Raw genomic sequence first — 24,531 nt, forward strand, 5'->3', positions numbered from 1 at the left:
AGCTGCGGAGATGTTGGACCTCATCTCTTGGAGCAAGTGGTTTAGAAGTGGTCCGGAGCCCGGAGGAGTGGTCTACGGGTGCGGAGCGGCCTAGAAACTGAGCGGCTCCGGAGCACTCAGCGGCCAACCGGGTCGGAGATTTTCTCAGATTTTTTCTAGACGCGCGTGCACTTTATTCGGGGATCGATCATCCGGGTACCTGGAGACGTACTCCTGGAGCACTCCCCTAGCTTCCTCGGAGCGTCCAAGCTTGCTCAGGAGCATGGAGGCGCGCTCCGTGAACCATGGAGCCTCCACAGCGCCCTGTACGCGACTCTCACGCCGGGAGGCTGCGATGCATCGCTCAGTCAGTTCTAGAGCCTCCTGGAGCCTCCCAGCCTTCTGGAGAGCCATGATCCGGGAACGGTGAGCGGAGTAGTGCTTGCCCTCCACCTCGGAGACCTTCTCTGTAGCTGCTCTGCGCTCCTCAGCCTCTGCTAGGTCAGCGTCCAGGGAGCCCAGGTTGACCCCGGGCCGGTAAGGGCGCGCCTCCCAGTAGGCGGTGAGCTGCTCAAGTTCGACATCCATAGGTACGCCCTTCACTTCCTGTCAGAACGGGGCCGGAGGGTAGCCCTCGCCCAGAGAATCAAAGTACTTTTTGAGCGCCCTGTTAGCGCTATTGGACTGAGAGACTTGATTATTCTTGGCATGGGCAACGCCGATATCAACGATGCTCTGGGCGGAAAGACTGCTGCACTTAACTATTGCCTCTGCAATTGTGCCCGCATGATCGAAAGAGTATGCCTTGATGAGCGCTTTCGAGAGAACGCTGGAGAGCTGTTCCCTGATCTCCTCTCGCCCAGCGAGCCAGTCAACGATACTCTTTGCTACTGCATATTGATTGGTGCTGCTCTTGATCATGTCCGGCGACTGCAGCTGTGCAGCGAATCCCGACGGCAGCTCTCCAAACCTGAGGAAGCGTGAGGGCACGTTCCGCCCTAGCGCCCATCCCACCTCTTGGGCACAGTAAACGCTCTTCTCGAACTCAGGATGAATAAAGGCGATGAACGCATGCATTGACCGAAGTGCGTCCTGGAGGCTCTCGCCCCAGTTCTTCTCCGTTGGGAGGTGCTCATGGGCAACAAACCCATGTATCCCGTACGTGCGCAGCTCCTCAGATACTTTCATTGTGAACGATTTTTCAGTGGAGATGTGTGATATGAAAAGCCGTAGCTGCCCGTCACGCCAGACGTCTGAGGACTTCTCCATCTCACGTGCCTGTTCGGGTGTGCCCGTCGCTATTCTGTACATCTCTTCAAGCGTTTCGTCGGATACCCGAGAAAGTGCGTCCACGTAGTCCAGTCTGCCGACTGGGTCGTACTCAACGTCAAGACCAAAGTCATCGAAGAGTATGCGTATGTCTTGGAGGCTCCAGTCTGGATGGTCTGAGATGTTAGCGAGGAACCGTTTGTACTCGATCCGTTGTGCGCGAGGAAGTGCCATGTCCCTAGGCTAGCCCGCGACTGCACAGGGGTGGCGCATGGACTCCAACTCCCGGCAAGCGCTCCCAGGCCCGTCATTGTGTGTCCCCCGCGCTAGAGTTTTTCCACCTGTGTCTAGAAAGTACCCAGGTGCCCGAGTTGTCTCATGATGTGGAATCACTTAGGTCTGCGCACATCCACCAACGACGAGCCTAGGCACTGCGCTCGGGGCGGGAGACACTCCCCCACCTGCGTAGACGTTTACCTCTCCAGCGTTTCGCGCCTTCAGCCCTTACCTGCACGACCGTCCCCAGGTGTCTCAACTTGCGAGACGTTCGAACAGCTTCCGGACGCTTTCACTCGGACGACCGTTGCCCGCGTACTCCAGTCCAGCCTCACGGAGAGCTGCCTGTCCCTCAGCGCTCCGTGCCCACTCGCCCACGCTCCGCTCACTCGGAGGAGACACGCTCCGGTCACGCCCCGTCGCTTCCTCCCACCTCTCAATGAGACTGAGGGACAGTGCGCCTCCGGAGCCGACAGTGATCCCCTGCTGAGCTGCCCACGCCCGAACCTCCCGATGGACTCCGGAGGCTGTCTTGTTTCGCTGCTGTGCGCCCTTGTGCCGTGCGGAGAGCCTAGGAACCTCCCAGGAGTGCCCGTCCCCGCGCCGAACGAACCGGACCGTTTCATCGGAGACGTAGAGCCCTTCGAACAGCCGGGAGAAGATCTGCGCCCGCTCCTGCGGTGTCGAGTCCCGGAGTGCCTCTACTGAGTGCTTAGCAGCGGCTAGGTGCTCCCGTGCTGCCCAGTTCGCGGCCTCCAGGTCCGTCATTCCCTCCGGAGCATCAGCAGCCCTGTAGAACGTCACCGGAGCAATCTTCGCTAGCTCCAGGTCCACCTCTTCGCGCTCAGCCTCCAGGGAGGCCCTCCGTTCGTCCTGAGCAGCTTTAGCGCCCTGGTACCCGTCGTAGTCCAGCACTCCCTCTGCCCAGCCCGTGGCGAGGTTCGTCTGAATCTCGGAGACCTTCGCCAACTCTTCCTCGATCCTGGAGAGCCTCGCCTCCAGCTCTGCCCGCTGCTCGGAGTCATCGGGGAGCAGTTCCATTACAGAGTCAACGCCCACGTACTCCCAGAGCTGCTCCGTGAGTCCGGAGACGCGGTAGCTCACTCCCGTACAGACGGAGGGGCCGGAGTTCTTGTAGCGCGAGCAGCGGGCGTACTTCGCGCCGTTGTTGACGGAGATGGACAGAGGACCTCCGCACTTCGCGCACTTCGCCACGCCCTGGAGTTCCCACGTGCTGCCCCTCGTCCGGGCGGGAGTGTTCTTCCGGAGCTTGCGCGCCCTGTTGTACGCCCTCCAGGTGTCCTCCGAGATGATCGGCTCCCACACGCCCCTGTGCAGCTTCCCGCCGTGCTTGAAGTAGCCCGCTGCCGTGCCGGAGTCCATGTAGGCGTAGACCTTGGAGACGTTCCACAGCCCGCCCCGGGTAGTGGTGATCCCCCGGGAGTTGAGCAGCTCCGTGAGGGAGTTGAATCCCTGGCCCTGGAGGAACAGCCGGTACATCTCCCGGATGACGGGCGCTAGATCTTCATCGATCCGGTAGGTGTCCTCCGGAGCTGTTCGGACCTTGGAGCCGTCCTCAGCAGTGACCAGCGCCGGAGTGTAGACGTACCCGAACCTCTTGCCTCCGGAGGGTGGGACTCCCCGGGAAACCCTGTAGTCCTTGATCTCTCCCCAGCGCTTGCCAATGTCCCGAGATTGCTTGTGTGCCAGCAGCATGTGGAGCAGAGGGACAAAGTCGTCTCCGTCCTCCTGCACGCCCTCCTGGACTGTCGCTAGAGGCATCTCCCCGATGATCTGAGCCCCGTCAGACATGTCCCTGGAGAACCTGGAGACGGAGTGCGCGACGGCTAGGTCAAACTCTCCAGCCCTGTAGGCGTCCCTGAGCGCCCTCAGCCCGGGCCTGTTGGAGGTGGAGCGCCCGGAGGTGTCATCGTCCCTGTAGACCGTCTCTACGGGGCTCCAGCCGCGCTGACGGTCGATGTATGCGCGGACAGACTCCTCCTGCTGCTCCATGGAGATGGAGCCCTCTGACCACTGCGACTGTCGGAGGTAGACGGCTACGCGCTTGATACTCATGGACTGAGTATGCCTAACGGATCAGACGGTGGTCACGCTGGGGATCACCACGTGCAGGCGCGAGCCGTCCGGCAGCAGGGCGTCCACGAACGGGGTGCTCATGTCGAGGCGCCGGCCGCTGGAGACCAGCATCCGCTCCACGATCCCGCGCACCTCCGCATCGCTGAGCACGATGGTGGTGAGCTCGCTGCGCCCGTTGCGTGCCAGGAACACCTGGGAGGGCGAATTCAGCCAGATCTCCTCGACCGTGGGGTCGTCGAGCAGCTCCTGCAGCGGGCCGAAGCCGCCGATGCGGGCGGCCACCTCCGCGACCAAGGTCTCGTCGTCGTCGCGCAGCACCGGCACCTCGCCGGAGGAGGAGCGCCGGTCGTAGTCGGTCATCACCTCGCGGATCAGCGGCTCGAGCTGATCGGCGCGCGCGTCCAGCCCGCGGCGTCGGATCAGCTCCCGCGATTCGCTCTCGATGATGGTGGCGGCGTCCATCCCACTCCCCCTGGCCGGCCCCTACCGACCGGTTCTGATGCCGGTTCCTCCGTGTGACGCACCTCGCGCCACCCCCGACACTGTAGGGCGGATCGTGCTCGCCGCGCCGGATCACCCAGGAATTGTGGACAACTCTCCCGGCGAATCCTCATGGCAGGATGAGAGAAGACCTCGAGTCCACCCGAGACCAGGAGCCCGTCATGGCCGCTTCCTCCTCCCGCCGGGGCACCGATGCCCCGCGGCTCACCGGCACCCTCGTGCTCTACATGGCCAAGCGCGTGCTCGCCGAGTTCGTGCGCGACGGCGGCACCGATCAGGCCGCGAAGCTCACCTACTTCATGGTGCTCTCGATCGCACCCACCCTGCTGGCGCTGTTCTCCCTGGCCACCTTGGTGCTGAAGGGGATCAAGGATCAGATCGCGGATCTGCTCGTGGACGCGATCAACTCCGCCGCGGGCGGCAGCGGGCTGGGCGCGGAGGACGCCGTGCGCTCCACGCTCGATTCTCTGCTGGGCTCCACCACCGGCGGCACGATCGCGCTGATCATCGGCATCGGCACGGCGCTGTGGTCCGCCTCCGCGTACATCAAGGCGTACAGCCGCGCGGCCAACCACATCTACGAGCTGCCGGAGGGCCGCGGGCCGATCCGCATGAACGCGACGATGCTCGCGCTCACCGTCGCGATGATCCTGGGCATCCTGCTGATCATGGTCTCGATCCTGCTCAGCGAGTCGATCGTGGAGGGTCTGCTGGGGCCGATCGCCTCGTCGATCGGGGCCCAGGGCGCGCTGTCGTTCCTGCTGGAGTCCTTCCTGCCGATCTGGGCCTGGGTGAAGTGGCCGGTGATCCTCGTGATCGCCTTCGCCCTGATCTCGCTGCTGTTCTGGGGCGCGCCGAACCTCCGCAAGCCCTTCCGCTTCATCTCCCCCGGCGGCGTGTTCGCGATCCTCGGCGTGGCCGTGGCCGCGGTGGCGCTGTCGATCTACATGACCACGGTGGCCGGCTACTCCAGCTACGGCGCGATCGGCGGCATCATGGCCGTGCTGTTCGCGCTGTGGGTGATCAACATCGTGATCATCATGGGCGCGGAGGTGGACGCCGAGTACGAGCGCGCCCGCGAGCTCGCCGCCGGCAAACCGGCCGAGGATTCCCTCGCCCTGCCGATGCGGGGCGCGCGCGGCGCGGAGAAGGCGGAGGCCAAGCACCAGAAGCTCGTGGACCGGGGCCGTGACATCCGCCTGCAGAACCTCCACCACGACGCCGAGGCGTACCTCGGCGAGGACGCCCGCCTCACCCCGCGCCACGGAGTGCCCGTGGTGCCCGCCGGCGGCGCGGACGGCCCCGAGGGCCGCGGCCGGGACCGGGACCGGGACGCCTGAGATGTGCGGGCGCTTCGCGTTCTTCCAGGAGATCGAGCCGCTGATCGACGACCTCGACGCCGTCGACCTCGAGGATCCCCGCCTGCGCGCGCGCTGGAACATCCCGCCCACCGCCCCGATCCACGTGATCACCGAGTCGATCGACCGGGACACCGGGGAGGTGCTGCGCGCCCTGCGCGCGGCCCGCTGGGGGCTGCTGCCGCCGTTCGCGAAGGACCAGGCATTCTCCTCCCGCACCTTCAACGCCCGCCGCGAGACCCTGGGCGAGAAGCCCAGCTTCCGCGGGAGCCTGGGCCGGTACCGCGCACTGGTCCCGATGGACGGCTACTACGAATGGGTGCGCAACGACGCCGGCCGGCGCAGGCAGCCGTATTTCATCGCCCCGGCCGACGGCTCCCCGCTGTACATGGCGGCGCTGGTGGCCTGGTGGAAGGGCCCCGGCGGCCACGAGGGCCCGGCCGCGAGCGAGGACGGCGCCTTCCTGCTCTCCGCCACGATCATCACCCGCGAGGCCACCGGCGAGCTCGCCGAGATCCACGACCGCACCCCGGTGATGCTGCGCCGCGAGGCGGTGGACGCCTGGCTCGACACCGCCATGGACGACCGCCACGCCGCCCAGGAGTGGATCCTCGACGATGCGCACCTCCTGGACGATGCGACGCTCGCCGTGCGCGAGGTCGACCCCGCCGTGGGGACGGTGGGCAACGATGGTCCCGAGCTGCTCGAGCCGCCCCGCACCCTGCTGTGAGGCGCGCGACAGGCACGACGGGCGCGGTCCGACCGCGGTCTGATGCCGTCGCCGCCGCACGGCCCGTACGCTCCCGGTCATGACCGACGGCCCCTCGCCCACCGAGCACGCGCCCCGTGGGCGCGTGCGCCGCGGCGACCCGTTCCGCTGGGTGCTGGAGAACCCGGGCCTGGTGGACCTGATCGCCTTCGGCGCGACGGCCGCCGCGATCCTGCTGTTCTCCCTGGTCACCGGCAGCGGCGGCACGTGGCTGGTGTTCTCGGTGCCGATGATCGCCGCCGGCGCCCTGTGCCGGGTGCGCCCGCTCGCCGGGGTGCTGGTGATCGCCGCCCTCGCCGTGCTGCACGTGATCGTGCAGGTCCCCGTGGTGCTGGGCGACGTGATGACCTTCTACGCCATGTTCTGCGCCATCGCCTACGGCAGCCGCGCGGTGCACGTGCTGGGGATCGTCGCCGGGATGCTCGGCGTGCTCACGCAGGCCACCTACTGGGGGCTCACCGCGCTGCTGGACGACTACGGCGGCCTCTTGGCGGCGCTGTCCAGCTTCCTCGGCCTGGGGGTGATCGGCACCATCACGATCGTCGCCGTCTGGGCGCTGGCGAACCTGCAGCGGGCCCGGGTGCGCCAGCTCGCCCTCACCCGTGATCGGGCCGAGCAGGCCGTGCGGGAGCGGGAGCAGCGCACGGCGTTGGCCGTCGCCGACGAGCGCGCCCGCATCGCCCGCGAGATGCACGACGTGGTCGCGCACTCGCTCTCGGTGATCATCGCGCAGGCCGACGGCGGCCGCTTCGTCGCCGCGCACAGGCCCGAGCAGGCCGTCGAGGTGCTGGGCACCATCGGCGAGACGGGCCGCGCGGCGCTGGCGGACATGCGCTCGCTGCTGGGGGTGCTGCGCCAGGAGGACGAGACCAGCTTCGGCCCGCAGCCCGGCCCGGAGCGGCTCGGCGAGCTGGTGGAGCGCGTGCGCGGGGCCGGCGTCCCGGTGGAGCTCGAGATCGACGGCGATCTCGCAGACCTCCCCCCGGCGCTCGGGCTGTCCCTGTTCCGCCTGGTCCAGGAGTCCCTCACCAACATCCTCAAGCACGCCGGAGGGGACGTCTCCGCGACGGTGAGCATCCGGCGCTTCCCGCAGCGCCTCACGATCGAGGTGCTCGACGACGGCCGCGGCGCCGAGGCGGACTCCGACGGGCAGGGCCACGGCCTCACCGGCATGCGCGAGCGGATGAGCGTGCTGGGCGGCGTGCTGGAGGCCGGACCGCTCCCGTCCCGGGGATATCGTGTGCGCGCCGAGGTGCCGCTGCCCGGCGCGCCCGGGCGCGCACCCGCCGCCGCGCCCGGCCCGTCGGAGGTCGCACGGCCTGCCCCGTCGGCCGGCCCGTCGATCCCCGCGCGGCCCGCCCCGACGGCCGCTCCCCACGATCCCGCCCCGACCCCGCCCACGCCTCCAGGAGGACCCCGATGACCGACACCCCCGACCGCCCGCTGCGGATCGCGCTGGTCGACGACCAGCCGCTGGTGCGCGCCGGCTTCGCGATGGTGATCGACTCGCAGGAGGACATGGAGGTGGTCGCCCAGGCCGCCGACGGCGCCGCCGCGGTCGAGGAGCTGCGTGCACGACGGGTGGACGTGGTGCTGATGGACGTGCGCATGCCGCGCATGGACGGGATCGAGGCGACCGCGCAGATCCTCGCGCAGGCCGCAGCGGACCGCGCGCCGAAGGTCATCGTGCTGACCACCTTCGATCTCGACGAGTACGTGGTCGCGGCGATCCGTGCCGGTGCGAGCGGGTTCCTGCTCAAGGACGCCCAGCCGGAGGAGCTGCTGGGCGCGATCCGCACCGTCCAGCGCGGGGACGCGGTGATCGCACCGTCCGCCACCCGCCGACTGCTGGAGCGGGTGGTGCTGGCTCCCGAGGCCGCGGAGCGCGACGACGCCGTGCTCGCCCCGCTCACCGAGCGCGAGCGGGAGGTGCTGGTGCTGATGGGGAAGGGATTCTCCAATCAGGAGATCGGTGCGGAGCTGTTCGTCGCGGAGGCGACGGTGAAGACCCATGTGGGCCGCGTGCTCGCCAAGCTCGGGGCGCGCGACCGGGTGCAGGCCGTGATCGTCGCCTTCGAGACCGGCCTCGTCACCCCCGGCGCGGACTGACGGCACCGCCGCACGGCGGCATCCCCCCACGGTATGACGCAGGCCCCGGCCTGCTGGTCCCGGGGGCGCGGCAGGCACGACCACGGGCTGACGATCCCGGCCGGCGACTGCGGGAGCATCGAGGGCGACCCGTTCCCCTCACCGCGAAGGATCCTCCATGACCGCCGCACCCCAGGCCGCTCCCCCGTCCGTCCCCACGGCCGGGCCCGCCATCGTCGCCCGGGAGGTCACCCGCCGCTACGGCCGCGGCGCCGGCGCCGTCACCGCGCTGGACGGCGTGGACCTCGACATCGAGCGCGGGGCGTTCACCGCGATCATGGGCCCCTCCGGCTCCGGGAAGTCCACCCTCCTGCACGTGCTGGCCGGCCTGGACGCGGTGGACGCCGGCTCGATCCTGGTCGACGGCACCGAGATCACGACCCTGCGCGACGATGCGCTCACCCGGCTGCGGCGCGAGCGGATCGGCTTCGTCTTCCAGAGCTTCAACCTGCTGCCGATGCTGAGCGCGGAGCAGAACATCCTCCTGCCCCTCGACCTCGCGGGCGCCCGCGTGGACCGCGCCTGGTTCGAGACCCTCGCCGAGGCCTTCGGGATCACCGACAGGCTCTCGCACCGCCCCGCGGAGCTCTCCGGCGGGCAGATCCAGCGCGTCGCGATCGCCCGCGCCCTCGTCACCTCCCCGGCCGTGGTGTTCGCCGACGAGCCCACCGGCAACCTCGACTCCCGCACCACCGGCGAGGTGCTGGACTTCCTGCGGCTGTCGGTGGACGAGTTCGGGCAGACCGTCGTCATGGTCACCCATGAGCGGGACGCCGCCGAGCGCGCCGACCGCATCGTCTCCCTGGCCGACGGTCGGATCGCCGGCGACGAGGACCTGCGGGGCGAGCGCTGATGCCGCGCCGCCGCTCCGTGCCCCTCACCCCGCTGCGACGCCACGTCGCCGCCGTCCTCACCATCGCCCTGTCCTGCGCCTTCGTCGCCGTGACGGTGCTGGCGGGGACCCTGGTCCAGACCTCCCTGCGCTCCCAGACCGCCGCAGAGTACGAGGGCGCGGACCTCGAGATCATCCGTGCGCTGGACGACGCCGCCTGGGAGGCCCAGCAGCCCCTGCCCGCACCGGAGGTGGAGGGCGCCGAGGCGGTGTGGCCGATGGTGAGCACCTACCTCCCGCTCGGCGCCGACGGCGCCGACGCCTTCGTGCACGCGTCCCTGCAGGCGCCGGGGTCGGATCCTGCGCTGGTCGAGGGCGTGCCCGCCGCCGACGACTCCGAGATCGTGCTGGACCGCCGCGCGGCGGACGCCCTCGACGTGGGGCTCGGAGACAGCGTGACCCTGCCCCCGGAGGCCGCACCCGACGGGCAGGAGCACACGCTCACCGTGGTGGGCATCGCCCCCGCCCCTGAGGGTGCCGTCGTCGGCGGCACTCCCCGCGTGCTGCTCGGCACCGCGAACGCGCAGGCGCTGCTGGGCCCGACGGCCGGCACCCTCACCGACACCTGGCTGGCCTCCCTGCCCGACGGGACGGACGCCGACGCCGTCGCGGCGCAGGCCGACGGTGTCGACGGTCTGTCCGTGCGCACCGCCGAGGAGGCCGAGCAGGAGGCCGTCACCACCGCCCTGCAGGGCTTCGCCGCGCTGGGCATGGTGCTCGCCGTGTTCGTGGTGATCGCCCTGTTCACCAGCGCCGTGGTGATCGCGAACACGTTCGCGGTGACCCTCGCCCAGCGCACCCGCGCACTGGCCCTGCTGCGCACCCTGGGGGCGACCCGCGCGCAGGTGCGCGGCGTGGTGCTGCGGGAGTCGTTCGCGGTGGGGATGCTCGGCGCCGTGCTGGGCATGCTCGGGGGGCATCTGCTGGTCCAGGCGGCGCTGGCCGCCGCGGCCGGGCTCGGCTGGCTCGAGGGCGTGATGCTCGTGCCGCTCGGGGTCTGGTCGCTGCTGCTCCCGGTGGTCGCCGGGGTGGCGATCACGCTCCTGGCGAGCCTGCCGCCGCTGCGCACGGCGACCCGTGTGGCGCCGCTGCAGGCGCTGCGACCGGCGCCTCCCACCCCCGGTCGCGGCCTCGGCGTGCGCAGCGTGCTGGGAACGGCGGCGCTCGTCCTCGGGATCGCGGCGCTCGCGGCGGGGACCGCCCTCGCGCTGCACGGCTCGGCCGGTCCGGGCATCCTCGCCGCGATGGCCGGCGGCGTGGTGAGCTTCACCGGCGTGCTGCTCCTGCTGGTGAGAGTCACACGCCCCCTGTCCGCGCTGGTCGCCCGCGTCGTGGCGCGGATCGGCGCTCTGCCCGCGCGGATCGCGGGGGCGAACGTGGCCCGCACCCCGCGGCGCAGCGCCGCCACCATCGCCGCGCTGCTGATCGGCACCACCCTGATGACGATGATGGCCGTGGGAGCCCGCACCGCCGAGGCGACCCTCACCGCGGAGCTGGATTCCCGCCGCCCCATCGACCTGGTGCTCAGCGCCGAGGCGATGCCCGCCGACGCCGCCGAACGGATCGCCGCCGTCGACGGCATGGACACCGCCCGCGCCTCGGCCCGCGGCGACATCGAAGTGGGCGCCGAGGAACCGATGACCCTGTACGCGGCGACCCCGGACACTCTGCGCGAGGTCTCCCACCGCCCCGCGATGGCCGAGCACCTCGCCGACGGGATCGTGCTGCTGGGCCAGGAGCGCGCCGAGCGCTTCGGGGTCCACGACGGCCAGGTGCTCGAGGTGGAGGGCGCCGACGGCGCTGAGCATGCGCTCCAGGTGCGGTTCGACGCGAACCTGCAGATGTCGCTGGTCACCCCGGCCACGCTCGAGCAGCTGCGGGGGGACGAGACCCTCCCCGTGGTGCTCGCGGATGTCGCGGACCCCGGCACCCCGGACCGCGCGGGCACGGACATGCTCGAGCTCATCGAGGGGGTGCAGGAGGTGGCCTCCGGTGAGGGCTTCTCGGCGCCGTCGCTGGTCGCCGGCGGTGCCGAGCGGGAGTCCTACGCCCAGATCCTCGACGTCCTGCTCGGCATCACGGTGGGTCTCCTGGCCGTCGCCGTGGTGGTGGCGCTGGTGGGCGTGTCCAACACGCTCAGCCTGGGCGTGATCGAGCGCACCGGCGAGAACGCGCTGCTGCGCGCCCTGGGCACCACCCGAGGGCAGATGCGGGCGATGCTCGCCTGGGAGGGGGTGCTGCTGGCTCTGGTGGGGGCCGTGCTGGGCCTGGCGCTGGGGAGCCTGTACGGGGTGCTGGGGATCAACGCCCTGCTGGGCTCTACCTTCCCCGTCTCGATCACGATCCCGTGGTCCCAGCTCGCCCTGGTGCTCGTGCTCGCCGTGGTGGCCGGCGCCCTGGCCTCGGTCCTGCCCGGTGGCACGGCCGCGCGGACGGCGCCGGCCGCCGCCCTGGCCGGCGCGGAGTGACCTCCACCCCGCGGATCCCGGGTCCTTGGGAGCGGCTCCAGTGCGGCACGGCGAGCAGGGCGAGGAGGGCGGGTCCCGCCCCGGCGGCATGCGGGGCGGGTCCCGCCGCCGGGGCGGGAGGCTCAGTCCGCCTGGCCGGGCAGCGGGGTGGAGCGCACCAGGCGTGTGAGCAGCACGAACAGCGCCAGTGCGAGCACCAGGGCGAGCGCGCCCTGCCAGTACAGCGCGCCGCGCAGCAGGCTCACTGCGACGAGCGCCTGGAACAGCTGCCACGTGATGCCGAATCCCAGACCGAACCGGCCCTTCACCAGCACGGACCGGGCGGCGAGCGCCACCGCCAGGGCGAACAGCAGCAGGAACACGCCCAGCCCCACGCCGAAGCGGGTGTCGAGCGCTCCCGCGGAGACCCCCAGGAAGCAGTAGGTCGCCGTCCCCGCGAGCATCAGCGCCTCGAGGGCGAGCAGGGCGGCGGCCAGCGGGCGGTGGCGGGGGCTCGGGTCCTGGACCGCGGCGCTCGCGCGCGCGGGTGGGCGGGGCTCGGTGGGCATGGAGGCACTGTATCCGGCGCGGCCCGGCCCTCCTGCGCCGCCGCCGCGGAGCGCGCGGGGGCACGCCGCGTGCGCCGGGTTCGCCGGGGCGCCGGGTGCGCCGCGGCCGCGCCGGGGACGTCTCCCGGGCGTGTCCCAGTCGTGTTCAGGGCGTGTTCAGGGCGTGTTCAGGGCGTGTTCCGGGCTCGCGCACGGGAAGCACGTGCGGCCACCGGGTGCAACGCCTTCGTGGGAGGCATCACGGCACCGTCGTCGTGCTCGTCCGCCATGTGGGAAGTGCCACCAGGCTTGCGCATTCAGACCCTTGTCGAGGCCGCGACCTCCTCAGAGAATGGTGTCGGCTCGTCACGGCGACGGATCCTGCGGGAGCATCCCGCCCCGGATCCACCGCCCCGAGCCGGAGACCCGAGAACGCCCCGCAGGGAGCGACCCTCGCCGCGTCACGCCCCACGGGGCGGGGCGTGGCGTCCTGGAAAGAGAGAGTGACGATGGACTGGCGCCACCGTGCCGAGTGCCTCAACCATGATCCCGAGCTGTTCTTCCCCATCGGGAACACCGGACCGGCGATCACGCAGATCCAGGAGGCGAAGGCGGTGTGCCAGAAGTGTGACGTCATGACGGCGTGCCTCAAGTTCGCCCTCGAGTCCGGTCAGGACTCGGGCGTGTGGGGCGGCCTCTCCGAGGACGAGCGCCGCTCCCTCAAGCGCCGCAACGCGCGCGCCCGCCGCGCCGGCTGAGAACGCCTCGCGGCGCCGGCCCCGGGGCGCGGCGCCGCGAACCCGCTCAGACGGTGAGCGGGTCCAGGTAGACGTCGATCATGGCGCGCGTCCCGCCCTCGGGACGCTCCTCCCAGGTCAGCGTCCCCCCGAGCTGCCCCTGCACCAGGGTGAGGGCGATGTTCGTGCCGAGGCCCGTGGGCTTCGCCGTCCCCATCCCGTCGCCGTCGTCCTCGATGGAGATCACCAGGTGCGAGCCGGTGCGCTCGCTGCGGATCGTGAGCGTCCCGCCGGTCTCGGACAGGCCGTGCTCCACCGCGTTGGTGGCCAACTCCGTCACCACCAGGGCCAGCGGCGTCGCCTCCTCCGCCCGGATCGAGCCGACCCGGCCGATCTTCTCGGTCCGCACCTCCACCTGCGCGTCCGTGAGCCGCGGCGTCCCCGCCCGGTGCACGGTCGCGCTCGCCGCATCGACGGCCAGGCGCAGGCACCGATCGATCACCTCGTCGAAGTGCACCGCCTCCTGCGATCCCTGCAGCAGCGACTCGTGCACGAGCGCGATGGTCGAGACGCGGCGCATCGCCTCGGCGAGCGCCTCCCGCGCCTCGTCCGTCTTCATCCGGCGGGACTGCATGCGCAGCAGCGCGGCCACCGTCTGCAGGTTGTTCTTCACCCGGTGGTGGACCTCGCGGATGGTCGCGTCCTTGGTGATCAGCTCCCGCTCGCGGCGGCGCAGCTCGGTCACGTCGCGCACCAGGATCACGGCGCCGGTGCGGGTGCCGTGCTCGGTGAGGGGCACCGCGCGCAGGGACAGGGTCCCGCCGCGAGCCTGCATGTCCGACCGCCAGGCGGCCCGCCCCATGAGCACCAGCGGGAGGGACTCGTCCACCGGGCTGCGAGACTGCAGCACCTCGGTGGAGAGCTCCGCGAGGGTGATGCCCTCCATGGTCCCCTCGATGCCGAAGCGGTGGAAGGCCGAGATCGCATTCGGGGAGGTCCAGCGCACCACACCGGCGGCGTCGAGCTCCACCACCCCGTCGCCCACCCGCGGGGCGCCGCGCCGCGGCGGGATCGGCGCCCCGTCGATCGGGAAGGCGCCGCTCTCCAGCATCGTGAGCAGGCGGTGGCCGAGGCGGCCCTGCTGGGTCTCGTTGTGGGAGGGCTGGCCGTCGCTGTCGGGCTTCTCCGCCGCCACCACCGCGATGGTGCGGCCGTTCTTGCGCACCGGGACCAGGAAGCCGCTGGCCGTGCGTCCCTCGCGCTCGATGACGGTGGGCTCGCGGCGCGGCTCCCCGCCGGCGAGCAGTCGCGCGATCTCGGTCCCCTCCGGGCCGTCGTCGCTGGGGCTCCCCACCGGGTCCTCGTAGTAGACGGTGGAGCCGGTGGCGGGGCGGCAGTGCGCCACCGCGAGGGCACCGGACTCCCCCTCGATCCAGAGGACGAGATCGGCCCGGAGCAGGTCGGAGAGGAGGTTCCAGTCACCGACCAGGTGCTGCAGCCAGTCCCCCTCCTTCTCGGAGAGACCACGGGTGTCGGCGAGGAACTTGGACAGACTCGGCATGGCCCCAGGATAGGGGTCCGGGGCCGTCGCCCCGGCATCGGGTCACGGCCGCGGCCCGGGGCGTCCCTGCTCTAGGCTGAGCCGGAATCGTCCCGAGGAAGGACCCGCATGAAGCTCCGTGAGACCCTCAGCCTCCCGCTTGCCGCCGCCGCGGCCTCCGCGATGTACGCGGATCCGGCCTACACCGACATCCGGCGCACCACCCTGGGAGCGACGGAGGCCTCCTCCACCGTCGACGGGGACGCTGGCGGCGCCCACACCGTCCGCACCGAGCTGTCGATGCCCACGGATCGGGTGCCGGACATGGTGCGTCCCTTCGTGGGCTCGTCGGTGACGATCCGCGAGACCCAGGAGTGGTCCGCCCCGGAGGCCGACGGCGGCCGACGCGGCACGATGCGCCTGGAGGTGGTGGGCACCCCCGCCGGTCTCAGCGGCTCCCTCCGCCTCGTCCCCGGTGGGGACACGGAATGCCGCATGGAGATCGACGGCGATCTGGTCGCGAAGGTGCCCCTGCTGGGGCCGCGTCTGGAGAAGGCGGCCCTGCCGTACGTATCCACGGTGCTGCGGGCCGAGGAGCGCTCCGCGAGGAGCTACGCGGAGTCCCGCACGTCCTGAGCGACGCGGCGACCGGGGTGCGCGCGCCCGCCCCGGTGGTCAGCCCTGCGGCGCGGCCTCGAGGAAGGCGAGCGCCTCCGGGCCCTCGGAGGGGTCGAACCACAGCAGCGCGGGGTCGGTGTCGTCCGCCTCCGCGGCGGCGGCGCCCAGCTCGGAGACGTGGCTGCTGGCGAGCCGTCCGGTGCAGTCCTGGTCGATGGCGACGCCGAAGGCGCCGCCGTCCTCGGTCGCGGGGCGGAGCGCCTGCTCGGGGACGTCCGCCGCGAGCACCAGGACGCGCTGCGACGGGCCGGCGCCGGAGAAGGCGACGTGCACGGCGTCCTGGAGCGCCTCGTACTCGAGATCCTCCTCGTCCTGCCCGGGGCGGTCCCTCCGTGCCTCCGCGCTCGCGGCCCACGCCCGGCGGCCGGCGGCGAGACCGACGACGACGCCCCGCGACTCCAGCACCGGACGGTCCTCAACGATCAGCGGCAGGTAGATCCTCATGGCTCCATCCTCTCACCGCGTCGCGTCCACGGGCTCCTCGACGCTCGCCGCGCGCTCGCCGCCGAGCGTGCCGCGCACCGCCTCCGAGGCGGCGAGGTCGCGCAGGCCCCGTCGCAGCGCGGAGCGGGGCGCCGCCTCGGCCAGCAGCGCACCGTCCCACGCGGCGGTGCGGCAGGCGACCGGGTCGTCGGGCAGAAGGGTCAGGGAGGCCACCGGCAGGCGGGAGGCGATCAGTTCGCGCAGCCGCTCCCCGGGCACCGGGGAGCCCACACGGTTGACCACCACGTGCAGCTCCTCGACGCCCAGCTCCGCGAGCCGGGACTGCTCCCGCAGCAGGCGGGTGGTGCTCACCGGATCCGCGCTCACCACAGCGAGCACCGCATCGGCCGCGTCGAGCGTGCTGAGCGTCGCGGCGTTCCGCTGCGGGGCGGCGGTGTCGTAGCTGAGCTCCTCGTCCTCCTCGAGCACGGGGGCGACGTCCGCGATCACCAGCTCCCCGCGGCGCGCGAGCGCGCCCCACACCCCGTCCAGCGCAGTGCGTCGCAGCTCCGCCCAGCGCCCGGGCACACCGATGCCGCTGAGCAGGCGGAGGCCGGGCTGGACCTGCGGCAGGAGGGACTCCAGCGTCTCCGCGTCCAGCGCGTCACGATCATGCGAGCGTGCGGCCGCGACCAGTCCGGGCGCCTCGTCGAGCACGCCGAGCACCTGGCTGAGGGCGGGACCGTAGGTGTCCGCGTCCACGAGCACGGTCTCCTGGCCGGCCGCGGCGGCCTCGGCGGCGAGGTTCACGGCGATGGTGGACCGTCCGGGGGCGCCGACGGGGCCCCAGACGGCCAGCAGCCGTCCCCTCGGGCTGGTCTCCTCGACCGCGGCCTCCTGCACCCATGCCTCGGACTCCTCCGTCTCCCCGTGCACCGCGGCCTCGACCGCGGCGAGGATCTCCTCCACCGGGGCGTGGGCGGGGACCATGTGACGCAGGCCCAGCGAGGTGGTCTCCGGGGAGTCCTCGGGGCGCAGCCCCACCACGGCCGCCTCGCGCAGCAGGGAGGCGAGCGCGTCGCGGCCGAGCCCGCGCACGGTGAGATCGATGAGCACCGCGTCCCCGATGCCGGCGGCCGCGACCGCGAGCGTCTCGGCGAGGTCCGCGCAGCGGCGCACCACGCGGGCGGGGCGGCTCCTGTCGGTGGCGAGGTCGTGGACGATGCGCACCTCATCGCTGCCCGAGGCGCACAGCACGATGTCGATCACGGCGCGAGCTCCTGCGCGCCGGGCACGCCGATGACGTCGAGACGTTCGTCCTCGGAGAGCACCACGAGCACCTCGTCGAGGCTCTCCGCGGGCACCAGCACCTCCACCGACATCGACCGCATGCCCAGCGAGCTGCCCTCGTCGATCCTGCGCACCACCGCCTCGGGGACGAGCATCGCCGCCTGCGCCTCGGTGCCGTCGTCGGCGGCCGGGGAGGTGTGCCAGAGCTCCACGGTGGCGCCGGGGGCCACGGATTCGGCCACCGAGGCCTCCACGGGGATCACCACCGGACGCAGGGTGACCTCCGCCGGCTGTCCCACCGCGGAGACGGGCACCAGCTCGCCCGCCGGGATCGCCCGGGTCGCCACCGCCCCCTCCGGCACGGCATCGAGGGTGCCCACGTACTCCCCCGTCTGCTCGCCGAGCCGCAGGTCCACGACGACCAGGTCCGCAGCGTCGAGCGGGTCCCCGGGCACCACCGCTGATCTCGCGACCAGCACCGAGGTGGTCTCGGACAGCCGCGACACGAGCACGGCTCCCATCAGCACGCTCGCCACGACCAGCACGATCCCCACGATCAGTCGCGGGTCCCTCCATCGTGGCCGGCGCAGTCTCATCATGGCTGCGGTGGCCCCCACTGCCGTCTCCTCCCCCGTCGGCTCGGCCTGGTGCGGCCCGGATCTCTCCGGGAGGTTACGCCAGGGACGCCGCGGAGGGGCGAGCTCCGCACACATTGTGGATGAACACCGTCGTCGGCGCCGGGCGGCGCGGCCGTCCACAGGCCACTCCCGGACATCGGACCGGGGATGAGAGACTGTCCTCGCCCCTCGCCGGGGCGATCGACAGGAAGGACCCTCGATGTCGGCACGTTTCGTCCCGCTCAGCGACGTCGCGGAGATGCTCTCCATCTCCGCGTCGCAGGCCTATGCCCTGGTGCGCTCCGGCGAGCTGCGGGCGATCAAGGTGGGCGGTCGCGGCCAGTGGCGCGTCGAGGTGACCGAGATCGAGTCCTACATCGAGCGCAGCTACGCGGCCACCGCGGCCTTCCTCGAGCAGGAGCGCGCTCAGGAGCGGACGGGGTCCTCGCCGCAGAGCTGAGCCGGGCATCGCCCCGATCCGTCGCGGGCCCGGCCCTCGCCTCCGGTCCGTCAGCGCAGCAGCACGGCCCGCAACGCGGAGACGGTGAGCGTGATCCTGGCGGACCCCGGCACCGGCGTCGGTTCCCCCGTGGGGAGCGTCCTGACCTCGAGCGCGTCCGCGCCCACCGAGGCGATGCGTCCGTTCAGTGCACCCGCGGCGGTCTCCAGCCGCACCACGCTGCGATCGCGGGCGATCCCGCGCAGCACCGACCCCAGCCCGCGGGGTGAGCGCAGCGCCTCCTCGGCCGGGCGGGCCCGTGCGGGCAGCCCTTCGACCACGGCGATCGCCGGCAGCGGCACCACGGCTCGGCGCGCACCGCTCTCCCCCGCGAGCGCGACCCAGTCCGCGCCGACCTCCTCCACCGTTCCGTCCACGCGCAGCCCGTCCCCGACATGGAGGACCACCGCTCGACCCTGCGCACCGCGCAGCCTGTCCGCGAGCGTGAGCTGCGCCTGCTCCGCCCGGGCGAGGTCCTCGGAGACCGCCCGCACCTCCTGCTCCTCCTGGTGCGCGAACTGCCCCTCGAGGTCGTCGAAGATCCGCTCGAATCGCATGGCCCCACTCTAGGACCGCACCGCACCACCCGCCCTCCCCGACCCCCACGGATCCACATCGCGTCCTGGACGAATTGCGTTCTGGATCACGTGCCGCTACTTTGCTTCTAGAGACATCATCAGTCCTCAAACTGCATCAAACTGCATCATTTGCGATGTGGTGGTGAGGGCGCGACGACCACGACGTCCGGGGGACCCATGCGTGAGGACACGACACGACCGGCATCGGCGCCGGAGACGCCGACACGACCGTCCACTCTCCTGCTGTGCGCGGCGGTGGCCGCCGCCGGCGCACTGGCCATGGGGGCGACCTCCGCCTCACTGCGCACCACGGCCCTGGCCTCGCCGAGCAGCGAGGCGCTGATCGCCTGGGTGCTCCTGGCTCTGGCACTGATGGGCGGGCTGCTCTGCCTCTACCTCACAGCGATCTGGGCGTTGGCGGCGACCGTGGTCACCCTCGGCCCCGCCACCCGCGCGGGCCGGACGCTGCTGGCCCCGCTGCGCGTCCTCGCGCCGCGTCTCGCCCGTCGAGTCGCCACCGGAGCGGCCGTGGCCACCGCCGCCACGGCCCTCACGCTGAGCTCCTCGTTCGCCTCACAGCTCACGATTCCCGACGAGCCCTCCGAGCAGAGCTCGGTGCCGGCGTCCAGCGCCGAGCTGCCTCCGGCCGAACACCACGATCCCGCTCCGGCACCCGAGGCGGCCGGGGACCGGCCCGCCTCCGGGGCGACCGGGCAGGGGGCGGCCGCTCCGCTGCCCTCGCTGGGGTGGTCGGGGACGGCCCCGGACGACTCCACCGGCGAGGAGACCAGGGAGACCGCCCCGGAGCCGCAGGACACCGACCCGGCCGCAGGGCCCTCCGACCCCGCGACGGCGCGCACCGTCGTGGTGCAGGACGGCGACAGCCTCTGGAGCATCTCCGAGGATCTCGTCGACCCCGACGGCTCCGATCCGGCGCTCGTCGCCGCGACCTGGCCGCTGCTGCACGAGGCGAACCGCGACCGGATCGGGGCGGACCCCGATCTGCTCCGCCCCGGGCAGGAGCTGCTCATCCCCTCCGCACTGACCACACAGGACGAGTCATGACCACCACCGACCAGCGCCCCGCCCACACCTCCGCCCCGCATCTCGACGCGGAGGATCCTCACTCCGTCGAACAGCTCGTCGCCCCGGTGGCGCGCCGCGCGGTGGAGATCATCCGGGACATGCGCCCCGAAAACTCGCTGTCACGACTGGTGACCCCGGAAGTCTCCCACGCGCTCGCGCGCCGCGCCGCCCTCACCCGTCGACTGCGGGCGTCCACCGGCTACGCGCCGCCCCGTCAGCTCGTGGTGAGCGGGGTGCGCATCTGCGTGGTCAACGAGCACACGGTCGAGGCGAGCTGCGTGCTGCGCGAGCCGGACCGTGCCCGCTTCCTCGCGATGCGATGGGAACTGCGGCACACGGGCTGGCGGGTGACCGTGCTGGAGGTCGGATGAGTCAGCGGCGTCGCTTCGCGCGACGCTGCGCGCGATTCTGCCCCGCACCCTGCGGCGCACCCTCGGGCTTGTCCTGCACGGTGTCGTGGGAGCCGCCCTCGCTGCCGTGACGGTGGCGGGCCTGATGACGGCGCTGGGCGCGCGAGAGCGTCGACGAATCCTGGACGTCGCTGCCCTCGGCGGAGCTGTAGCGCAGCTGGCGGTCCGCAGGGCCGTCGTCCAGCCCCTTGGCACGCAGCACGACCGTGCTCTCCTGGGCCAGCTGCGCGGAACGCTCGTCCGTCCCCTCCACGCCGTCGTCGGACGGCGCCGCGGACTCGTCCGGCGTCGCACCGCCAGCGCCGTCCTCGCCGCCGTCGCCGTCGTCGCCCCGCACCGCGCCGGTCCCCTCGTCGTCGGGCCCGGCGGCCGGGGAGGTCGCCTCGGCGGCGTGGTCCGATTCCTCGGCCGCGGCCGCTGTGGAGGCGCCCGCCGTGGACGCGGCCGCCGCGGACGCCGCCCTGCGGGCAGTGCGCGTGGCACCGGCCAGCAGGTCGCTGACCGCCTTGGGCACCACCGGCTGCGCCTTCTCGACCTGCACCTCGAGGTGGTAGACGTAGCCGACCACGTCCTCCTTCACCCCGGCCATCATGTCGTTGAACATGAGGTGGCCCTCGCGCTCGTACTCGATGAGCGGATCGCGCTGCGCCATCGCGCGCAGGCCGATGCCCTCCTTGAGGTAGTCCATCTCGTAGAGGTGCTCGCGCCAGCGGCGATCCAGCACGGACAGCAGCACGCGGCGCTGCAGCTGCGCGAGGCCCTCCTCGCCCAGCTCCTCGCGGCGGGCCTCGTAGGCGACGCGGGCGTCGGCCAGGATCTCCTCGCGCAGGACGCTCGCCGAGAGGTTCTCCTTGCCGCCCACCTCTTCGATGAGCTCCTCGGCGGTGAGGGAGACCGGGTAGGCCGGCCGCAGCGCGCCCCACAGCTCCTCGAGGTCGACGTCCTCCGGGGTCTTCCCGCGGGTGTGGGCGTCGACGGTCCCGCCGATGACCTCCTCGATGAACCGCTCCACGTGCTCCTCGAGGTCCTCGCCCTCGAGGATCCGCGAACGCTCCTCGTAGAACTTCCTGCGCTGCTTGGTGAGGACGTCGTCGTACTTCAGCACGTTCTTGCGGATCTCGGCGTTGCGCGACTCGATGGAGTTCTGCGCCCGCTGGATCGCGCCGGTCACCATGCGTCCGGTGAGCGGGATGGACTCGTCCACGCCGCCGCGGGCGAGCAGGGACTCGGCGGCGCCGGAGTTGAACAGGCGCATCAGATCGTCCTGCAGCGAGAGGTAGAAGCGGGACTCGCCGGGATCGCCCTGGCGACCGGAGCGGCCGCGCAGCTGGTTGTCGATGCGGCGGGACTCGTGCCGCTCGGTGCCCAGCACGTACAGACCGCCGAGCTCCACCACCTCGTCGTGCTGCTCGGCGACCGCGTCCTTGGCGCGCTCGAGCTCCTCGGCCCAGGCGGCGTCATAGGCCTCCTGGTCCTCCTCCGGGTCCAGCCCGCGCTTCTCGAGCTCGGCGTGCGCCATGAACTCGACGTTGCCGCCCAGCATGATGTCGGTGCCGCGGCCGGCCATGTTGGTGGCGACGGTGACGGCGCCCTTGGCGCCCGCCATCGCGACGATCGCGGCCTCCCCGGCATGGTTCTTGGCGTTGAGCACCTCGTGCTCCACGCCCTGCGCGGTGAGCAGCTTGCCCAGGTACTCGGACTTCTCGACGCTGGTGGTGCCCACCAGCACCGGCTGGCCCTTCTCGTGCCGCTCCACGATGTCCTCGACCACCGCGTCGAACTTCGCCTTCTCGGTGCGGTAGATGCGATCCGCGCAGTCCTCGCGCTGCATCGGGCGGTGGGTCGGGATCGGGACCACGCCGAGCTGATAGGTGTTCATGAACTCGGCGGCCTCGGTCTCGGCCGTGCCGGTCATGCCGGAGAGCTTCTCGTACTGCTTGAAGTAGTTCTGGAGGGTGATCGTGGCGAGGGTCTGGTTCTCCGCCTTGATCTTCACCCCCTCCTTGGCCTCGATGGCCTGATGCATGCCCTCGTTGTAGCGGCGGCCGGCGAGGATGCGGCCGGTGTGCTCGTCGACGATCATCACCTCGCCGTTGAGGACCACGTAGTCCTTGTCCCGCTTGAACAGCTCCTTCGCCTTGATGGCGTTGTTCAGGAACCCGATCAGCGGAGTGTTCAGCGACTCGTAGAGGTTCTCGATGCCCAGGTGGTCCTCGACCTTGTCGATGCCGGACTCGAGCACGCCCACGGTGCGCTTCTTCTCGTCCACCTCGTAGTCGCGGTCGCGGCGCAGCAGCGTCACGACCTTCGCGAACTCGCTGAACCACTTGTTGGCGTCCCCGGAGCCGGGGCCGGAAATGATCAGCGGGGTGCGGGCCTCGTCGATGAGGATCGAGTCCACCTCGTCCACGATCGCGAAGGCGTGCCCGCGCTGCACCCGGTCCTCGGGCTTCAGCGCCATGTTGTCGCGCAGGTAGTCGAACCCGAACTCGTTGTTGGTGCCGTAGGTGATGTCCGCCGCGTACTGCTCGCGCCGCTCCGCGGGGCTCATGCCGGACTTGATCACGCCGGTGGTGAGGCCCAGGAACCGGAACACCCGCCCCATCAGGTCGCTCTGGTAGCCGGCGAGGTAGTCGTTGACGGTGACGATGTGCACGCCGCCGCCGGCGAGGGCGTTGAGGTAGGCGGGCAACGTGGCGACGAGGGTCTTGCCCTCGCCCGTCTTCATCTCGGCGATGCGGCCGCGGTGCAGGGCGGCACCGCCCATGATCTGCACGTCGTAGGGGCGCTGGCCGAGGGTGCGGTGCGCGGCCTCGCGCACGGCGGCGAACGCCTCGACCTGGATGTCGTCCAGGGTCTCGCCGTCGGCGAGGCGCTCCTTGAAGTGGCCGGTCTCGGCACGGAGCTCCTCGTCGGTGAGCTCGCCGAAGACGTCCTCCGCCTCTCCCACTCGCTGGGCGATGGCTTCGAGCCTGCGGCGCTCCCGGCCCTCGCCGGCCCGCAGGATCTTGTCGAAGAGGTTGACCACTCGTGCTCCCGTAGATCGCGTCTCCGCCCGGCGGGCGGCATGTGCCTGACCCATCGTAAGCGTCGAGGTGCGCGAAGGTGACCACCTGCGCGTTTCCTCACCCCGTGGCGGGCCCCTCGGCGAGCGCGGCGGCGAGCGGTGCGGAGAGCTCCCCGGTCCCGTCGCCGGTGCGCACCTCGATCCCGTCCAGGCCCTGCCACCGTGCGGCGCGGCGCAGCTCCGCGGCGAGCGCCTCCGCGATGCCCGGCGCCGACGGGCGCTGCCGCGCGGGCAGGTGCGGGAGCGGCTCGCGGAAGCTGCCGCGCACCTCGAGCACCCCGGCCGCCCTGTCCGCACGCAGGTCGACCCGCGCGGGGATCACGTCCCCGAGCAGGAACAGCAGCGAGTAGTAGCCGGTGGTGCGCTTCGCGGCCGGGGTGTAGATGCCGATCCGGTAGTCGACGTCGAAGAGGTGCGCGAGCCGGGGCCGGTGGAACACGAGGGGGTCGAAGGGGCTCACCAGCGCCGCCACCCGCAGCGGGGTGGGGGACGGGGCGTCGCGGTGGCGCAGCATCGTGCGTGCGCCGGCGGGGTGGGTCACGGTCACCTCGCTCAGCGTTCCCTCGTCAACCAGCTCCTGGAGCGCGGGGGTCACCTCCCGCCGGCGCAGGCGGAAGTAGTCGGCGAGGGAGCCGGGCTCCGCCACGCCGAGCGACCGCGCCGCCTTCTCCACCAGCGCCCGCAGCGCGGCCGGCTCGTCCACCGGTGCCTCCTCCGCCTCCGCCACCCGGTACAGCCGCTCGAACTGGGCCGAGCGGCCCACGCAGTCCAGCGCCCCGGTGCGGAACAGGTACTCCACCGCCCACTGCGTGGAGGTGCGGCGCCACCCCCAGCCCTCGCCGCGCTCGGTGTCGCCCAGGTGGGCGGAGACCTCGGCGGCGCTGGCGGGCCCGAGCTCGGCGAGCACGGCCCGGATGCGGTCGAACAGCTGCGGGGAGGAGGTGGCGATCTCGCGCAGCGCGCCCCAGTCCCGCTCGGAGACGGTGCGGCGGCGGAAGGCGAGCAGCCGGTGCACGTCCTCGGTGGCGAAGGCCGCCTCGTGGGCGAAGCTCTCGCGCAGGCTGCGCGTCGGGCCGGGGCGCACAGCACGCTCCAGTGCCGACGGGGCCCAGGGCCCGCTGCGTGTGTAGACCGGCAGGTGGTGCGCCCGTGCGAAGACGCTCACCGAGTCGATCTGCAGCAGGTGGGTGCTCTCGAGGGTGCGGGCGAGCGCGCGCCGGCTGGCCGCCGGGCCCGGGGTGTCGGCGCGGCGGGCCGGTCCCAGACCCTGCGCACGCAGTGCGATCCGTCGGGCCGTGGTCCAGGTGAGGGTCTCGGTCATG

The 24,531-nt window shown here is 71.7% G+C and carries 23 protein-coding genes; 11 read left to right on the forward strand and 12 right to left on the reverse strand.

The window, feature by feature from the left end:
• Positions 1–144: 144 nt before the first annotated feature.
• The 4 genes from DWV08_RS07630 to DWV08_RS07645 all read right to left on the reverse strand — a co-directional run bounded on the left by DWV08_RS07630 (position 145) and on the right by DWV08_RS07645 (position 4,083).
• Positions 145–567 carry a hypothetical protein gene (locus tag DWV08_RS07630; protein WP_115413247.1) on the reverse strand — a complete coding sequence of 141 codons (423 nt, stop codon included), beginning with the start codon at positions 565–567 and terminating at the stop codon, positions 145–147.
• Between the two features lie 21 nt (positions 568–588).
• On the reverse strand, positions 589–1,482 hold the full coding sequence (locus DWV08_RS07635; protein WP_115413248.1) for a toll/interleukin-1 receptor domain-containing protein: 894 nt from the start codon (positions 1,480–1,482) through the stop codon (positions 589–591).
• 297 nt (positions 1,483–1,779) lie between these two features.
• Positions 1,780–3,600 carry a recombinase family protein gene (locus DWV08_RS07640; protein WP_115413249.1) on the reverse strand — a complete coding sequence of 607 codons (1,821 nt, stop codon included), beginning with the start codon at positions 3,598–3,600 and terminating at the stop codon, positions 1,780–1,782.
• A 21-nt stretch (positions 3,601–3,621) separates the two neighbouring features.
• Complete coding sequence (locus tag DWV08_RS07645) at positions 3,622–4,083, reverse strand: hypothetical protein (RefSeq protein ID WP_241237430.1); 462 nt, start codon at positions 4,081–4,083, stop codon at positions 3,622–3,624.
• 200 nt (positions 4,084–4,283) lie between these two features.
• Here DWV08_RS07645 and DWV08_RS07650 point away from each other — a divergent pair, with 200 nt between their 5' ends.
• The 6 genes from DWV08_RS07650 to DWV08_RS07675 all read left to right on the forward strand — a co-directional run bounded on the left by DWV08_RS07650 (position 4,284) and on the right by DWV08_RS07675 (position 11,757).
• Entirely contained in the window at positions 4,284–5,462 is a 1,179-nt protein-coding gene (locus tag DWV08_RS07650) for a YihY/virulence factor BrkB family protein (RefSeq protein ID WP_115413250.1), read from the forward strand.
• A 1-nt stretch (position 5,463) separates the two neighbouring features.
• A complete protein-coding gene (locus DWV08_RS07655) occupies positions 5,464–6,210 on the forward strand; it encodes an SOS response-associated peptidase (RefSeq protein WP_115413251.1) in 747 nt (248 codons plus the stop codon).
• A gap of 79 nt (positions 6,211–6,289) precedes the next feature.
• On the forward strand, positions 6,290–7,672 hold the full coding sequence (locus DWV08_RS07660) for a sensor histidine kinase (protein WP_115413252.1): 1,383 nt from the start codon (positions 6,290–6,292) through the stop codon (positions 7,670–7,672).
• Positions 7,669–8,358, forward strand: a complete 690-nt coding sequence (locus tag DWV08_RS07665) for a response regulator (RefSeq protein ID WP_115413253.1) — start codon at positions 7,669–7,671, stop codon at positions 8,356–8,358. Before DWV08_RS07660 ends, DWV08_RS07665 begins: the two co-directional genes overlap by 4 nt.
• 157 nt (positions 8,359–8,515) lie before the next feature.
• Complete coding sequence (locus DWV08_RS07670) at positions 8,516–9,250, forward strand: ABC transporter ATP-binding protein (RefSeq protein ID WP_115413254.1); 735 nt, start codon at positions 8,516–8,518, stop codon at positions 9,248–9,250.
• Complete coding sequence (locus tag DWV08_RS07675) at positions 9,250–11,757, forward strand: ABC transporter permease (RefSeq protein WP_115413255.1); 2,508 nt, start codon at positions 9,250–9,252, stop codon at positions 11,755–11,757. The genes DWV08_RS07670 and DWV08_RS07675 overlap by 1 nt, the downstream gene beginning before the upstream one ends.
• A gap of 122 nt (positions 11,758–11,879) precedes the next feature.
• Here DWV08_RS07675 and DWV08_RS07680 read toward each other — a convergent pair whose 3' ends face one another.
• Positions 11,880–12,305, reverse strand: coding sequence for a hypothetical protein (locus DWV08_RS07680; RefSeq protein WP_115413256.1), 426 nt, complete (start codon positions 12,303–12,305; stop codon positions 11,880–11,882).
• 488 nt (positions 12,306–12,793) lie between these two features.
• Between DWV08_RS07680 and DWV08_RS07685 the strand changes: the two genes are divergently transcribed.
• On the forward strand, positions 12,794–13,042 hold the full coding sequence (locus DWV08_RS07685) for a WhiB family transcriptional regulator (RefSeq protein WP_015776066.1): 249 nt from the start codon (positions 12,794–12,796) through the stop codon (positions 13,040–13,042).
• A gap of 46 nt (positions 13,043–13,088) precedes the next feature.
• Here DWV08_RS07685 and DWV08_RS07690 read toward each other — a convergent pair whose 3' ends face one another.
• Positions 13,089–14,582 carry a sensor histidine kinase gene (locus DWV08_RS07690; protein ID WP_115413257.1) on the reverse strand — a complete coding sequence of 498 codons (1,494 nt, stop codon included), beginning with the start codon at positions 14,580–14,582 and terminating at the stop codon, positions 13,089–13,091.
• A 108-nt stretch (positions 14,583–14,690) separates the two neighbouring features.
• Between DWV08_RS07690 and DWV08_RS07695 the strand changes: the two genes are divergently transcribed.
• Entirely contained in the window at positions 14,691–15,197 is a 507-nt protein-coding gene (locus DWV08_RS07695; protein WP_115413258.1) for a DUF2505 domain-containing protein, read from the forward strand.
• Positions 15,198–15,236: 39 nt separating this feature from the next.
• Here DWV08_RS07695 and DWV08_RS07700 read toward each other — a convergent pair whose 3' ends face one another.
• From DWV08_RS07700 to DWV08_RS07710, 3 genes are read right to left on the reverse strand one after another with little or no spacing between them, the layout of a single operon-like run.
• The gene (locus tag DWV08_RS07700) at positions 15,237–15,683 is read right to left on the reverse strand and encodes a DUF6912 family protein (protein WP_162801525.1); all 447 of its coding nucleotides are present in this window, start codon (positions 15,681–15,683) and stop codon (positions 15,237–15,239) included.
• Between the two features lie 12 nt (positions 15,684–15,695).
• Positions 15,696–16,931, reverse strand: coding sequence for a CpaE/TadZ family protein (locus DWV08_RS07705; RefSeq protein WP_115413259.1), 1,236 nt, complete (start codon positions 16,929–16,931; stop codon positions 15,696–15,698).
• The gene (locus DWV08_RS07710; protein WP_115413260.1) at positions 16,928–17,569 is read right to left on the reverse strand and encodes an SAF domain-containing protein; all 642 of its coding nucleotides are present in this window, start codon (positions 17,567–17,569) and stop codon (positions 16,928–16,930) included. Before DWV08_RS07710 ends, DWV08_RS07705 begins: the two co-directional genes overlap by 4 nt.
• 220 nt (positions 17,570–17,789) lie before the next feature.
• Here DWV08_RS07710 and DWV08_RS07715 point away from each other — a divergent pair, with 220 nt between their 5' ends.
• Complete coding sequence (locus DWV08_RS07715) at positions 17,790–18,029, forward strand: helix-turn-helix domain-containing protein (RefSeq protein ID WP_115413261.1); 240 nt, start codon at positions 17,790–17,792, stop codon at positions 18,027–18,029.
• Positions 18,030–18,079: 50 nt separating this feature from the next.
• Here the strand turns inward: DWV08_RS07715 and DWV08_RS07720 are convergent, their stop codons facing one another.
• Complete coding sequence (locus DWV08_RS07720; RefSeq protein ID WP_115413262.1) at positions 18,080–18,625, reverse strand: hypothetical protein; 546 nt, start codon at positions 18,623–18,625, stop codon at positions 18,080–18,082.
• Between the two features lie 276 nt (positions 18,626–18,901).
• Between DWV08_RS07720 and DWV08_RS07725 the strand changes: the two genes are divergently transcribed.
• Both DWV08_RS07725 and DWV08_RS07730 read left to right on the forward strand, forming a co-directional pair.
• Positions 18,902–19,711 (forward strand): LysM peptidoglycan-binding domain-containing protein, encoded by an 810-nt coding sequence (locus DWV08_RS07725; RefSeq protein ID WP_162801526.1) that lies wholly within the window; start codon positions 18,902–18,904, stop codon positions 19,709–19,711.
• Positions 19,708–20,103 carry an Rv3235 family protein gene (locus DWV08_RS07730; RefSeq protein ID WP_115413264.1) on the forward strand — a complete coding sequence of 132 codons (396 nt, stop codon included), beginning with the start codon at positions 19,708–19,710 and terminating at the stop codon, positions 20,101–20,103. The genes DWV08_RS07725 and DWV08_RS07730 overlap by 4 nt, the downstream gene beginning before the upstream one ends.
• Before the next feature lies 1 nt (position 20,104).
• Here DWV08_RS07730 and secA read toward each other — a convergent pair whose 3' ends face one another.
• Positions 20,105–23,170 carry a preprotein translocase subunit SecA gene (gene secA / locus DWV08_RS07735; protein ID WP_115413265.1) on the reverse strand — a complete coding sequence of 1,022 codons (3,066 nt, stop codon included), beginning with the start codon at positions 23,168–23,170 and terminating at the stop codon, positions 20,105–20,107.
• Positions 23,171–23,267: 97 nt separating this feature from the next.
• On the reverse strand, positions 23,268–24,530 hold the full coding sequence (locus DWV08_RS07740; RefSeq protein WP_115413266.1) for a winged helix-turn-helix domain-containing protein: 1,263 nt from the start codon (positions 24,528–24,530) through the stop codon (positions 23,268–23,270).
• Position 24,531 lies beyond the last annotated feature (1 nt).

The organism is Brachybacterium saurashtrense, assembly GCF_003355475.1.
Classification (GTDB): Bacteria; Actinomycetota; Actinomycetes; order Actinomycetales; family Dermabacteraceae; genus Brachybacterium; species Brachybacterium saurashtrense.

Excerpts from the sequence above, each read along its gene's own strand:
- DWV08_RS07715 (WP_115413261.1), top strand. The coding sequence starts at position 17,790 with ATGTCGGCACGTTTCGTCCCGCTCAGCGACGTCGCGGAGATGCTCTCC.
- DWV08_RS07670 (WP_115413254.1), top strand. The coding sequence starts at position 8,516 with ATGACCGCCGCACCCCAGGCCGCTCCCCCGTCCGTCCCCACGGCCGGG.
- DWV08_RS07630 (WP_115413247.1), bottom strand. The coding sequence starts at position 567 with ATGGATGTCGAACTTGAGCAGCTCACCGCCTACTGGGAGGCGCGCCCT.
- DWV08_RS07635 (WP_115413248.1), bottom strand. The coding sequence starts at position 1,482 with ATGGCACTTCCTCGCGCACAACGGATCGAGTACAAACGGTTCCTCGCT.
- DWV08_RS07700 (WP_162801525.1), bottom strand. The coding sequence starts at position 15,683 with ATGAGGATCTACCTGCCGCTGATCGTTGAGGACCGTCCGGTGCTGGAG.
- DWV08_RS07665 (WP_115413253.1), top strand. The coding sequence starts at position 7,669 with ATGACCGACACCCCCGACCGCCCGCTGCGGATCGCGCTGGTCGACGAC.
- DWV08_RS07690 (WP_115413257.1), bottom strand. The coding sequence starts at position 14,582 with ATGCCGAGTCTGTCCAAGTTCCTCGCCGACACCCGTGGTCTCTCCGAG.
- DWV08_RS07730 (WP_115413264.1), top strand. The coding sequence starts at position 19,708 with ATGACCACCACCGACCAGCGCCCCGCCCACACCTCCGCCCCGCATCTC.
- DWV08_RS07650 (WP_115413250.1), top strand. The coding sequence starts at position 4,284 with ATGGCCGCTTCCTCCTCCCGCCGGGGCACCGATGCCCCGCGGCTCACC.
- DWV08_RS07655 (WP_115413251.1), top strand. The coding sequence starts at position 5,464 with ATGTGCGGGCGCTTCGCGTTCTTCCAGGAGATCGAGCCGCTGATCGAC.
- DWV08_RS07675 (WP_115413255.1), top strand. The coding sequence starts at position 9,250 with ATGCCGCGCCGCCGCTCCGTGCCCCTCACCCCGCTGCGACGCCACGTC.
- DWV08_RS07720 (WP_115413262.1), bottom strand. The coding sequence starts at position 18,625 with ATGCGATTCGAGCGGATCTTCGACGACCTCGAGGGGCAGTTCGCGCAC.
- DWV08_RS07660 (WP_115413252.1), top strand. The coding sequence starts at position 6,290 with ATGACCGACGGCCCCTCGCCCACCGAGCACGCGCCCCGTGGGCGCGTG.
- DWV08_RS07695 (WP_115413258.1), top strand. The coding sequence starts at position 14,691 with ATGAAGCTCCGTGAGACCCTCAGCCTCCCGCTTGCCGCCGCCGCGGCC.
- DWV08_RS07645 (WP_241237430.1), bottom strand. The coding sequence starts at position 4,083 with ATGGACGCCGCCACCATCATCGAGAGCGAATCGCGGGAGCTGATCCGA.
- DWV08_RS07640 (WP_115413249.1), bottom strand. The coding sequence starts at position 3,600 with ATGAGTATCAAGCGCGTAGCCGTCTACCTCCGACAGTCGCAGTGGTCA.
- DWV08_RS07740 (WP_115413266.1), bottom strand. The coding sequence starts at position 24,530 with ATGACCGAGACCCTCACCTGGACCACGGCCCGACGGATCGCACTGCGT.
- DWV08_RS07680 (WP_115413256.1), bottom strand. The coding sequence starts at position 12,305 with ATGCCCACCGAGCCCCGCCCACCCGCGCGCGCGAGCGCCGCGGTCCAG.
- DWV08_RS07685 (WP_015776066.1), top strand. The coding sequence starts at position 12,794 with ATGGACTGGCGCCACCGTGCCGAGTGCCTCAACCATGATCCCGAGCTG.